Source organism: Catellatospora sp. NPDC049111 (assembly GCF_040648615.1).
Taxonomy (GTDB): Bacteria; Actinomycetota; Actinomycetes; order Mycobacteriales; family Micromonosporaceae; genus Catellatospora; species Catellatospora aurea.
In genome coordinates, this window is sequence record NZ_JBEZEB010000003.1 from 152,113 (window position 1) to 163,924 (window position 11,812).

General features: G+C 68.3%; 10 protein-coding genes. 7 read left to right on the forward strand and 3 right to left on the reverse strand.

Going from position 1 to position 11,812, the window contains the following annotated elements; translation table 11 throughout:
* Positions 1-23: 23 nt before the first annotated feature.
* From AB0B66_RS05550 to AB0B66_RS05560, 3 genes are all read right to left on the reverse strand, one after another.
* Positions 24-1,451, reverse strand: a complete 1,428-nt coding sequence (locus AB0B66_RS05550) for a glycosyltransferase 87 family protein (protein WP_360523364.1) — start codon at positions 1,449-1,451, stop codon at positions 24-26.
* A 105-nt stretch (positions 1,452-1,556) separates the two neighbouring features.
* The gene (locus AB0B66_RS05555) at positions 1,557-4,505 is read right to left on the reverse strand and encodes a transglycosylase domain-containing protein (RefSeq protein WP_360523367.1); all 2,949 of its coding nucleotides are present in this window, start codon (positions 4,503-4,505) and stop codon (positions 1,557-1,559) included.
* 3 nt (positions 4,506-4,508) lie between these two features.
* The gene (locus tag AB0B66_RS05560; protein WP_203695073.1) at positions 4,509-4,976 is read right to left on the reverse strand and encodes a DUF5318 family protein; all 468 of its coding nucleotides are present in this window, start codon (positions 4,974-4,976) and stop codon (positions 4,509-4,511) included.
* 215 nt (positions 4,977-5,191) lie between these two features.
* Here AB0B66_RS05560 and AB0B66_RS05565 point away from each other — a divergent pair, with 215 nt between their 5' ends.
* From AB0B66_RS05565 to AB0B66_RS05595, 7 genes are all read left to right on the forward strand, one after another.
* Positions 5,192-5,845, forward strand: coding sequence for a PadR family transcriptional regulator (locus AB0B66_RS05565; RefSeq protein WP_308440459.1), 654 nt, complete (start codon positions 5,192-5,194; stop codon positions 5,843-5,845).
* A 56-nt stretch (positions 5,846-5,901) separates the two neighbouring features.
* Positions 5,902-6,981, forward strand: coding sequence for an inositol-3-phosphate synthase (locus tag AB0B66_RS05570; protein ID WP_360523370.1), 1,080 nt, complete (start codon positions 5,902-5,904; stop codon positions 6,979-6,981).
* 188 nt (positions 6,982-7,169) lie between these two features.
* Complete coding sequence (locus AB0B66_RS05575) at positions 7,170-7,634, forward strand: DUF6584 family protein (protein WP_360523373.1); 465 nt, start codon at positions 7,170-7,172, stop codon at positions 7,632-7,634.
* Positions 7,635-7,717: 83 nt separating this feature from the next.
* Complete coding sequence (locus AB0B66_RS05580) at positions 7,718-8,215, forward strand: DUF6584 family protein (RefSeq protein WP_360523376.1); 498 nt, start codon at positions 7,718-7,720, stop codon at positions 8,213-8,215.
* Between the two features lie 39 nt (positions 8,216-8,254).
* Positions 8,255-8,758: an NfeD family protein gene (locus AB0B66_RS05585; RefSeq protein ID WP_360523379.1), complete on the forward strand. Its 504-nt coding sequence runs from the start codon at positions 8,255-8,257 to the stop codon at positions 8,756-8,758.
* 21 nt (positions 8,759-8,779) lie between these two features.
* Positions 8,780-10,258 carry an SPFH domain-containing protein gene (locus AB0B66_RS05590; protein ID WP_360523382.1) on the forward strand — a complete coding sequence of 493 codons (1,479 nt, stop codon included), beginning with the start codon at positions 8,780-8,782 and terminating at the stop codon, positions 10,256-10,258.
* A gap of 141 nt (positions 10,259-10,399) precedes the next feature.
* Entirely contained in the window at positions 10,400-11,773 is a 1,374-nt protein-coding gene (locus AB0B66_RS05595; protein WP_360523385.1) for an MFS transporter, read from the forward strand.
* Positions 11,774-11,812: the final 39 nt, after the last annotated feature.

The window sequence follows — 11,812 nt, forward strand, 5'->3', positions numbered from 1 at the left end:
TCTCGCTTGCGCTCTTCGAGCCGTCAGGCGATCGCGGGGACCGGCCGGGCGGCTGCCGGGTCGGCATCCAGCGGCTCGTTGGCCGGGCCGCCGTCCGGGTCGGGGGTGTCGCTGTCGGCGTACGCCTGCCGCACGACGTCGAGCTCCGGGCGCACCATGTCCCGGATCACGAGCACCACCAGCAGGATCACGGTGGACAGCCGCATCATCGAGGCGAAGACGAACACCCACTCGGGGAAGACCTGCTTGCCTGAGGCGCCCATCAGCTCGCCGTAGAAGGCGACGAAGTAGCAGACCTCGGCCAGCTGCCAGGCCAGGAACGCCGGCCACTTCGGGCGGGCCAGCACCAGCAGGGGCAGCAGCCACAGGGTGAACTGCTGCGACCACACCTTGTTCGTGATCAGGAAGACCGCGACGACCACGAACGCCAGCTGCGCCAGCCGCGGCGGCGTCTTCACCCGCAGGCCGAACACGAGCAGGCCCACGCAGCAGAGCGCGAACAGCGCGAGCGACAGGTTCGTCACCAGCGGGACGTTGTTCCACAGCTCCAGCCCGAACGGGTCGAAGTGGCGGCCGACGTACCAGGAGGTGCCCCAGTCGATGATGCGTTCGGAGTTGAGGTCGAGGAAGCGCCGCCAGTTCTCAAAGTTGATCAGCATGACCGGCACGTTCACCGCCAGCCAGGCGATCACCCCCGCGGCGACCGCGTTGACCAGTGCCGCGTACTGCCGCGAGCGCACGGCGACGATCAGGATGGGCAGGAACAGGAAGGCCGGCCAGAGTTTCGCCGCCATGCCGAGGCCGAGCATCACCCCCGCCGCGACCGGATACTTCTTCGCCCACAGCCATATCCCGGCCACCGCCAGCACGATGGCCAGCAGGTCCCAGTTGACGGTCGCGGTCACCAGCAGCACGGGTGACAGCGCGAACAGTGCGGCGTCCCAGGGTCTGCGCCTTCGCAGCGACAGGATCATGGCGACCGTGGCGATGGCGAACAGGCTGAGCACGAACGCGTTGGTGTCGTAGAACAGCGTCGCCTGCGGGATCGCGCTGTTCTTCTCGCCGAGCGCGTGGATCGGCAGGCCCAGCGCGCCCATGAACGCGCCGGTCAGCACCGGGTATTCGACCGGGTAGTCGACGTAGGGCACCGCGCCCTCGTTGAGGTGCTCGGCGTAGTACAGCGCGAGCACGTCGGTGTAGCAGAAGTGGGTGTACTGCTTGTAGTCCGCCCAGGCGCCGTCCCGGCAGGGCGATTTCTGGACCCAGTGCAGTGCCAGGGTCAGGCAGGTGAGCGCGAGCACGATCCGCGCGGCCGTCCAGAACCGCCCGCCGCGCTGCGGCGTCTCGGGCACGGCATGCTCACCACGCGGTCCGCCGATCGCCTCGGCCAGGCCCCGGACGAAGCCGTCCTCCCTGGCGGGCGACACCACGTGCTCACGAACATCACTCATAGCCCGACATCCTGCCTCAGAATTCTGGGAAGTGCAGCAAGCCCCGCGTACCCCCTGGAAACGAAGAGGGACCCCCGTAGGGGCCCCTCTTCGTTCACGCATCTGTCACGGACAGGGTTTGCCTGGTTTCGGAATGCAGATCCCGCCACCGCCGGTGCCCGACGGCGTCGGCGAGGGGTTCGGGTTGTTGCCCGGACCACCCGGGCCGCCCGGGCCGCCCGGCTGGTTCTCGCAGCCCGGCTGGTTCGGGTTGAGGAAGCAGGCACCCGGGTCCGGGGTCGGCGTGGTCTCCTTGCCGTCGCCCGCGTCCGGGTCGCCGATGCAGCCGCCGCAGCCCTGCTCGATCGGCTTGGGACCGAACTTGAGCAGCTCGTTGGCCTTGTTCATGAACCCGACCCAGATTTGCCTCGGCAGGTCGCCACTGCCGATCTTGTCGCCCTCTCGGTCGAGGATCGGCCTCGACTCGCCGGCATAGTTGCCGACCCAGACCGCAGTCGCGATCTGCGGTGTGTAACCGACGTACCAGGCGCTGGAGTTCTGCCCGGACCACTTGTTGCCGGCCTGCCAGGTGCCCGACTTGGAGACCGAGTCGCGGTTGTTCAGCTTGTTGTTGCCGTAGTTCTTCAGCACCGCGTTGACCTCGCCGACGACCTTCGGGTCGATGGTCTGCTTGCCCTTGATCTTCGGACCGGTGCCGGGAACGGGCTTCCACACGCTCTTGCCGTCCTCGGTCACCTTGCGCTCGACCTTGGCGACGAAGTGCGGCTTGTTGTAGATGCCGTTCGCCGCGAAGGTGGCGATGCCCGAGGCGTGGTCCAGCACGGTGATCGGGTACTGGCCGAAGCCGACGTAGTTGCCGAGCGGAACCTTGTCGCCCTTCAGCTTGGTCAGGTCGTACGCGTGGTTGTTGTCGTCCCAGATCATGGTGACGCCGGCCTTGGCCGCCATGTCGATCACGGCTGCCGGGGTGATCTTCGCGGTGACCTTGTAGAACGGCACGTTGTACGACTTCTGTGCCATGAGGGCAAGCGAACAGTTGGCATGGCAGCCCGCGTCGGCGCCGTCCCGGCCGGCGTTGCGGATCTTGCTCGAGGCACCCTTCGGAGTGAACTCCGCCGGGTCCCAGTGTGAATCCACGGAGATGTTGTTCGCCACCGCCGCGGCCAGCGTGTAGATCTTGAACGACGACGCGGGGGAGTGGCCGCCGGCGACCCACTGGCCGCCTTCGCCGTTCTTGCCGGCCTTGTCGTACGTCGTGCCGTCCATACCGCCGTAGTAGGCGAGCACGGCGCCGGTCTGCGGGTTGATCGAGACGGCGGCCGCCGTGACGTTCCTGGGGTACTTGTTGAGCATGGAGGTCGACCTTTCGGTCACCTTGCTGACCTCGGACTCGCAGGTGACGTACTTGGGATCCTTGCTCTTCGCGTCGTCGACCACCAACGGCTTCTTGTCCTTGCCGATCCTGGTCTTGCCGTCCTCGGCGAGGGTGAAAGGTACGATCTTGTCTTTCTTGTCCCTGCAGGTGTCGGCCGTGACGTACTCGCGGTAGAGCCGCTTCTCCAGTTCCGTCTGCGCCTTGGCGTCGACAGTCAGGGTGATCTTGAGGCCGCCGTTCTTCCAATCCTTGATCGGCGGGTTCATGGACTCCAGTGCCTTCTTGACCTCGGGAGTCTCCATTTCCTTCTTGATGTAGTTAATCAATGGACCGTAGCTGGACCCCTTGATGCCCCAGGTCGCGTTGTTCTTGCCGCCGGGAGTGAACGTGACCGTCTTCGGGAGGCCCTCGGACTTGACCTGGTCCACCTCGGCCTGGGTGAGCGTGCCCATCTTCACCACGCTGTTGAGCACGTAGTTCCAGCGGTCCTTGGCAGCGGCCTCGTCGTTCTGCGGGTCGTAGCCCTTGTACTGGCAGTCCTTGAGTTCCACGTCGCCGCACTGCGGCTCGGGCTGCTTGAGCACCGCGCCGAGCAGCGCCGCCTGGCCGATGGTCAACTTCTCCGCGTCGACGCCAGGTCCGAAGTACGCCTTGGCCGCCGCACCCACGCCGGTCGCGCCGCGCCCGAAGTAGGCGGTGTTGACGTAGAAGCCGAGGATCTCGTCCTTCGAATACTCCTGCTCCAGCTCCCGGGCCCAGACCGCCTCGCGCAGCTTGCGGGCGTAGCTGACCTCGAGGTCGTCCGCCGCGGCACGCGCGTACTGCTGGGTGATCGTTGAGGCGCCCTGGGTGGCGCCGCCGGTGAGGTTGTTCCACGCGGCACGCGCGATACCCCACAGGTCGATGCCGTCGTGGTTGTAGAACTCCTGGTCCTCGCCCGCGATCAGGGTGTCCTTGATCTTCTTGTTGAGCACCTTCATGTCGACGATGCGGCGGTTCTCCGTGCCGAGCTGCGCAACCTGGGTCTTGCCGTCGGAGGCGAAGATCAGGGTGTTCTCCTGCAGCTTGAACTGGCCCGGCTCGGGCACGCCGCTCAGGAACGAGGTGAAGGCGATCATCCCGCCGCCGGCGAGCATGATCAGCACCGCCACCGAGGCGAGCGCGATGGTGAGCTTGTTGCGTTTCTTCTTACCGGGCTTACCGTTTTTACCGGCTTTGGCGTTCTTGCCCTTGCCGGCCGGCTGCTCGTCGTCCTCTATGTCGAGGCCCGCGGGGCGCACACTGGCCCGTCCCGCGACGCCGGGCACGCTGGCGCGGCCCGCGGGAGCGCCGACGCTGGCCCGCCCCGCGCTGCCACCGACGGTCGCCCGTCCGGCGGAGGCGCCGACGCTGGCACGTCCGGCCGCCGGGCTGATCGGGGGGTTCACCGGAGCCTGGCCGTAGCCCTGGTCTCCATAGCCGTTCTGGTCCGCGCCGCCGTAGCCGCCACCCTGGGCGTATCCGCCACTGCCGGCGGAGTACTGCCCGTAGTCCGCCTGGTCGCTCGACGAGTAGTCGTAGCCGTAGTCGTCGGATGGCACCGAGGCGCGGCCCGAATTCTGCACGGGGGCCGGGTATGACTGACGATACTGCTCGTCGTCATACCCGTTGCCGGCGTGAGGGTCGCCGTACGAAGTCATCTGTCACACCGTTCCGGTCGGGGATGGGGCGGTGGCGGCAGCCGCTGACAGCTGGGGGGCTGTCCTGTGTGCGCGTCCCAAGAGGTACTGCTCCACCAGGTGGTTCCAGTCACAGCCGCGGCACACCTCGACCACGTAGACCTGAAACTCACCCAGCGTGTCGGCCAGCACCGCGAGTTCAGCGCGTGAGCGCGCCTGACCCGCGGAGTTCTTGAGCTGATCGCCGTAGATGTAGTGCACGTTGATCACGAACTCGCGCCGGCAGATGGGGCACCGGTTCTCGGTGGCCTCGCCGTGGAAACGAGCCGCGCTCTTCAGGTAGGGCGAGGCATCGCACACCTCTGACGTGCCCACCCTTCCCGCGTACACCTCACGCAGCAGAGCTCGCCGCTGGAGGGAATAGTCAACGAATCCGTCGCCTCGCCGCTGGGCGGCACGAGGCGACGCAGAGACCCGTTGCTGCGCGCGCATGAAAAGGAGGGTAACCCCTCGTTCGGCCCGCCGCGACCGCCGTCACACAGCGTGACCAGCACTAAGCCGAGCGCTCAATGATCATCGGCTCCGGTGATCATCAGCACCGTTGTATTGCCTCGACCCGTCACCCCGTTCTAACGTAACGATGTATCGGCGCGATACATCGCGCATCAAGACCCAGACCGCGAGACCGATCAGAGGGGGTGGCCGACATGCTCGACCTGGCCATCCTCGGCCTGCTGCATGAGTCCCCGATGCATGGGTATGAGCTGCGCAAGCAACTCAGCACCAAGCTGGGCGCGATCCGCGCGGCGATCAGCTACGGCTCTCTCTACCCCACACTGCGACGGCTGCAAACCGCCGGCTGGATCACCGAGGCCGGGGAGACCCCCGCCGGCGACGCCGACGTACCGCCGCTGACCAGTCGCCGGGGCAGGGTGGTCTACAAGATCACGGCCGAGGGCAAGGAGCGGTTCCAGGACCTGCTGGCGCAGGTGGGGCCGGAGGCATACGAGGACGCCGCCTTCGGCGTGCACTTCGCCTTCTTCTCCCGCACCGACGTCGACATCCGCCTGCGCATCCTGGAGGGCCGCCGCCGCAAGGTGGAGGAACGCCGGGAGGGCTTCCGGGAGGTGCTCGCCCGAGCCGCGGAACGGCTCGACGCGTACACCCTGGAGCTGCAGCGACATGGCCTGGATGCCGCGGACCGCGAGGTCCGCTGGCTGGAGGAGCTCATCGCGAACGAGCGCTCCGGCCGCACCCCGCCACCGCGCGGGGCCGAGGGCGAGCTCCGACCGAGCCCGCGCACCACAGATTCCGCAAGACCGCTCACGGCCCGACCGGGCCCTGACGACTCCGCCGAGTGAGTTGGGCGGCGCGGCCGACCGGCTGCCCGCCTGAAGAGAAGAAGGAGGCAGGAGCTATGGGCTCCGTCCGCGTTGCCATCGTCGGTGTCGGTAACTGCGCCTCGTCCCTGGTCCAGGGCGTGGAGTACTACCGGGACGCCGACCCGTCCGAACGTGTTCCCGGCCTGATGCACGTCGACTTCGGCGGTTACCACGTCCGCGACGTCGAGTTCGTCGCCGCGTTCGACGTCGACGCCAAGAAGGTCGGCCGCGACCTCGCCGAGGCCATCGTGGCCAGCGAGAACAACACCATCAAGCTGTGCGACGTGGCGCCCACCGGCATCACCGTGCACCGCGGCCCGACCATGGACGGCCTGGGCGTGTACTACCGCGAGATGGTCGAGGAGTCCGACGACGCCCCGGCCGACGTGGTGAAGGTCCTCAAGGACGCCAAGGTCGACGTGGTGGTCTGCTACCTGCCGGTCGGCTCGGAGCAGGCGGCCAAGTTCTACGCCCAGGCGGCGATCGACGCGGGCTGCGCCTTCGTGAACGCGCTGCCGGTCTTCATCGCCTCCGACCCGGCGTGGGCCAAGAAGTTCGAGGACGCGGGCCTGCCGATCGTCGGCGACGACATCAAGAGCCAGGTCGGCGCCACCATCGTGCACCGCGCCCTGGCGAAGCTGTTCGAGGACCGCGGCGTGGAGCTGCTGCGCACGTACCAGCTCAACTTCGGCGGCAACATGGACTTCATGAACATGCTGGAGCGCAACCGCCTGATCTCCAAGAAGATCTCGAAGACGCAGTCGGTGACGTCCCAGATCCCGCACGAGATGTCCAAGAGCGATGTGCACATCGGCCCGTCGGACCACGTGCCGTGGCTCGACGACCGCAAGTGGGCCTACATCCGCCTGGAGGGCCGCTCGTTCGGCGACACCCCGCTCAACGCCGAGCTCAAGCTCGAGGTGTGGGACTCGCCGAACTCGGCCGGCGTCATCATCGACGCGGTGCGGGCCGCGAAGATCGCGCTGGACCGCAAGATCGGTGGCCCGGTGCTGTCCGCTTCGAGCTACTTCATGAAGTCGCCGCCGGTGCAGTACAACGACCACGACGCCCACGAGTCGGTCGAGAACTTCATCAAGGGCTCTGTTAATCGTTGATTTCGGGCCCGTTCTTGAAAAGTGTGAGCGGGCACACTCATTCATCTGACGATGGCCTGTCTACTGCGGAAATTGACGTACGTCATGCGGTAGATAGGCCATCGTCTGTACTAATAGGCCCTTGACGCGCAGCTTTACGGCACGCTCGGTGTATGGACCCTCGGCCCGCTGATATGCATAGTGGGGACATGGGTAAGTCAGATCTGATGGATCGGGTGACCACGGACCTGTCACGTGGCCATACCTACCCGGCGATCCAGCGCATGCACAGCCTGGTCGCCGCGCATCCCACCGACCTTGATCTGCGGCGCAGGCTTGCCGCGATCTACCGGGCCACCGGCAACGCCGTCGAGGCCGGCCGCTGGTCCTACCTGGACGACATCGCCGAACCCGAGGAACTCGAAGCCTTCGAGGCCCGCTACCCGGCACACCGTCGCCTCGACGCGCTCCGCTGGCCGACCGGCGCACCCGCGCCGACCGACATCTCCCGCGTGAGGCTGGCACCGCTGCTGGCCGCCGCTTCGGCACAGGCGCCGAAGCCGAACCCCCGCCGAGGCTCCCGCCTGCAGACGGCTGCGGCCGTCGCGACGCTGGTGGCACTGTCCACATTGGTGGTCATCGGTGCCCGGACCGCGCTGGACTGGATCTTCTAGCGCCGAGCGTCGGTATTGATCTGTGACCCGGCCGTTATAATTGCCCCTGGCGTGACATGCCACCGGTCCATAAGGATCAGGGCGTGGCAAAGGCGGACGTACTCGCCCGGGTGCGCGCCGATCTCGCGGCCGGGCATACCCATCTGGCTGTGCAGCGTCTACGGACCCTGCTGGCCGTCCTTCCCGACGACGTCGAGATCCGCGCACTGCTGTCCTCCATCTACCGGCAGACCGGTAATCCGGTGGAGGCCGGCCGGTGGGGCTTTCTCACCGATGAGGTGCGCGACGCCGAGCTGACGGCGTTCGCCAAGGCCAACCCCGATCCGTGGCAGCGGCTACGGCTGCTGCATTTCCAGGGTGACACCGTGCACCTGTCCGCCACCGCCACCGAGCGCCTGGTGCAGCTCGCCGACGAGGCGGAACGGTCGGGCAAGCCGACGCAGTGGGCCGGGTCCTACCGCGCCCCCACCAAGAAGCGCGGCGTCGTGGTGCCGTGCCTGTTCACCTTCCTGGTGATCGGCGTCGCCATGGTGCTGGCGGGCATCGGCGCCATCAAAGTCCTGAGCTGGGTAGCCGACTGACCGATCCCGTTGTTGCCCGAGGTCGCTACGGTTCCCGGCGTGGGTACGGCGACACTGGTCTTTTTGATCATCGGGGCACTCGGCATCGTCATCGCGGCGGTGGCCGTCCTCGGTGGTGACCTCCTCGACCTCGGCGACGGTTTCGTCTCCACGGAACTCGTCGCGTCATTGATCGGCGGTTTCGGCTTCAGCGCCGCCGTCGTGAACGAGCTGACCGGCGACGCCCTGGGCATCGCCGCAGTGGTGTTCATCGCGATAGTCGCCGCCATACCCCTGGCCATACTGGCCAGCTACCTGGTAAAACGCATGTCGAACATGCGGACCGACGCCACCCCGACCCGCGCCGACCTGGTCGGCACCCGGGGTGTGGTGGTCACCCCCATCCCTGCCGGCGGCTTCGGCGAGGTCCGCGTGCGCATCGGCGGGCAGCCGGTCAAGCTGTCCGCCCGCGCCGAGCGCCCCGTGCCGCTGGGCACCAAGGTCGTGGTGACGTCCGCCGTCAGCGACACCAGCGTGATCGTGCAGGAAGTCCCGGAGCAGTAGCTCCTTGAGAGAAGGAAGGCAATGACAGCCCTCACCATTGCGATCGCGGGCGGCGTGCTGCTCGTGCTCCTGCTCATCCTCTTCGTGCTGTCCCGGATCAAGGTGGCCGGCCCGAACGAGGCCTTCATCGTGACCGGCCGCAAGGGCCGGGTCACCGAGACCGCCGACGGCGCACGCTCCACCGACCTGTCGGGCCAGAAGGTCGTCATGGGCGCGTCGGTGTTCGTGCTGCCGGTCGTGCAGAAGCTGCAGGTCCTCGACCTGTCGAGCCGCCGTATCCACGTCGAGATCACCGGCGCGGTCAGCAAGCAGGGCATCCGTGCCAACCTGCAGGGCGTCGCGATCGTGAAGGTCGGCGGCACCGAGGACGCCATCCGCGCGGCCGCGCAGCGCTTCCTGCACCAGCAGTCCGAGATCGAGGAGTTCACCCGCGAGGTGCTGGCCGGTGCGCTGCGCTCCATCGTGGGCCGGCTGACGATCGAGGAGATCATCCGGGACCGGGCCGCCTTCGCCTCCGCCGTCGCGGAGGAGGCGGAGCACTCGATGACGAACCAGGGTCTGGTGCTCGACACGTTCCAGCTCCAGGACATCCTCGCCGAGGGTTCCTACCTGCAGGACCTGGGCCGCCCCGAGGCGGCCCGGGTGCTCAAGGACGCGGCGATCGCCGAGGCCAACGCCCGCCAGGAGGCCGAGCAGGCCCGGCTCAAGTCCGAGGAGTCGATCGCCGAGGCACAGCGCAACCTGGCCCTCAAGCAGGCCGGCATCCAGGCCGAGATTGACGCCGCCAAGGCCGTCTCCGCCGCGGCCGGCCCGCTGGCCGAGGCCGAGCGCCAGCAGGTGATCATCGCCGAGCAGCGCAAGGTCGCCGAGCAGAACGCCGAGCTCAAGCAGCGCCAGCTCGACACCGAGGTGCGCAAGCCCGCCGACGCGGCCCGATACAAGGTCGAGCAGGAGGCCGAGGCCGACCGCAACGCCCGGGTGCTCGCCGCCGATGCGGCCCGCCAGGCGACCATCGCCGCCGCGCAGGCCAACGCCGAGCAGTCCCGCCTGACCGGTGAGGGCGAGCGGGCTCGCCGCGCCGCGCTGGCCGAGGCGAACGCGATCGAAGGCGCCAAGGAGGGTGAGGCCGAGCAGCGGCGGCGTACCGCCATCGCGGACGCGGTCGAGCGCGAAGGCACCGCCGAGGCGGCCGCCATCCTGGCCAAGGGCCAGTCCGAGGCCGAGGCGATGCGCCTCAAGGCCGAGGCCTTCGCCCAGTACGGCGAGGCCGCCGTGCTCGACCTGCTGGTCAAGGTGCTGCCGCAGGTCGTCGCCGCGGCTTCCGCGCCGATGGGCGCGATCGACAAGATGACCGTCATCTCCACCGACGGTGCCAGCTCGCTGACCAAGTCCGTGGCCACGAACGTGGCCCAGGGCCTGCAGCTCGGCAACGACCTGACCGGCATCGACCTGCCGGCGCTGCTGGCCCGGGTGACCGGCGCGGCGAACACCAAGGAGTGATCCATCCGCGGCGGGCGTTCCGGTGATCGGGACGCCCGCCGCGCTCGCGATACGCACACCGCTGCGGGCGTTCCGGTCGTGGATGACCGGAACGCCCGCAGCGTTCATGTACGGACCTCCCGCGCCACGTAGGGTGGTGACGTGCCGCACCCCGTGATGCCGAACACCGTGCCGACGCCGAAGGTCGCCGCGACCTCGCGCGCGATCCTGGCCGGGGCCCCGTTCCGGCGGCTGCTCGGGGTCAGGCTCACCAGCCAGATCGCCGACGGCTGGTTCCAGGCCGGGCTGGCCGGGTCGCTGCTGTTCAACCCCGACCGGCAGTCCAGCCCGGTCGCCATCGCGGCCGGCTTCGCCATCCTGCTGCTGCCGTACTCGCTGCTCGGCCCGTACGTCGGCGTGCTGCTGGACCGCTGGGACCGCCGGGCGTCACTGTCGAACGCCAACCTGGCTCGCGCCGCGATGGTGCTGCCCGCGGCGGCGCTGCTGTGGTCCGGGGCGCAGGGGCTGGCGTTCGCGGTCTGCGCGCTCATCGTCATCGCGATCAACCGGTTCTTCCTGGCCGGCCTGTCGGCCTCGCTGCCGCACGTGGTCGAGGAGCGCAAGCTGGTCCCGGCGAACGCGCTGGCCTCCACACTCGGCACGATCTGCTACTCGATCGGCCTGTTCACCGCGGCGTCTGTGGTCGCGCTGCAGGTGGTCGGCACCGATCGGCACGGGTACGGCGCCATCGCGGCCACCGCCGCCCTCGGTTACCTGGTCTCCGGGCTGCTGGCGCGGCGCTTCTTCCGCCGCGACGAGCTAGGCCCGCTGGCGCACGAACGGGCCACCACGAAGCTCGGCGAGGCCGTGGTCCAGGTGTTCCGCGGCATGATCAGCGGTGCCCGGCACCTGCGGCAGCGGAGCAAGGCTCTGCGGATCATGGTACTGCAGTCGTCGTACCGCTTCCTGTACGGCGTGCTCACACTCGCGGTGCTGCTGCTCTACAGCCGCTACTTCGGGCACGCCGCCGAGCGGGTCGCCGCGCAGCAGGCCGGGGCCGCGCAGTCGATGGGACAGCTGGGGCTGGTGGTGCTCTCGGGCGCGGCCGGCGCGGCGCTCGCCGCCGTGATCACCCCGCTCGCGGTGCGCTGGTGGGACGCCCGGCGCTGGTTGAGCGGCGTGGTCGCCGCGGTGGGCGTGGTGGTGCTGGTCTTCGGGCTGCCCTTCGTCGCGCCGCTGCTGCTCGTCGCGGTGTTCCTGGTGAACGTGGCCTCGCAGAGCATGAAGATCATCGTGGACGCGACGATTCAGCGCGAATGCCTGGACGAGTACCGCGGCCGAATCTTCAGCGTCAACGACACCGCGTTCAACCTGTGCTTCGTCACGGGCCTGTTCACCGCGGCGCTGACCCTGCCCCCGAACGGCAAGTCCGCCCCCGGCCTGATCATCACCGCGACCGCATTCGTGCTCCTCGCGGCCTGGTACTGGTTCGCCACCGCCCGGCCGACCGCCCCTGACGCCGTCCGCCAGGCCTAGCCGCGCTGACATCAGCTGGTTGCCGCAGTTTCACCGAAA

Bases quoted from the DNA above. Each gene is read 5' to 3' on its own strand.
- AB0B66_RS05560 (WP_203695073.1), bottom strand. From the start codon at position 4,976: ATGCGCGCGCAGCAACGGGTCTCTGCGTCGCCTCGTGCCGCCCAGCGG.
- AB0B66_RS05565 (WP_308440459.1), top strand. From the start codon at position 5,192: ATGCTCGACCTGGCCATCCTCGGCCTGCTGCATGAGTCCCCGATGCAT.
- AB0B66_RS05550 (WP_360523364.1), bottom strand. From the start codon at position 1,451: ATGAGTGATGTTCGTGAGCACGTGGTGTCGCCCGCCAGGGAGGACGGC.
- AB0B66_RS05555 (WP_360523367.1), bottom strand. From the start codon at position 4,505: ATGACTTCGTACGGCGACCCTCACGCCGGCAACGGGTATGACGACGAG.
- AB0B66_RS05570 (WP_360523370.1), top strand. From the start codon at position 5,902: ATGGGCTCCGTCCGCGTTGCCATCGTCGGTGTCGGTAACTGCGCCTCG.
- AB0B66_RS05590 (WP_360523382.1), top strand. From the start codon at position 8,780: ATGACAGCCCTCACCATTGCGATCGCGGGCGGCGTGCTGCTCGTGCTC.
- AB0B66_RS05575 (WP_360523373.1), top strand. From the start codon at position 7,170: ATGGGTAAGTCAGATCTGATGGATCGGGTGACCACGGACCTGTCACGT.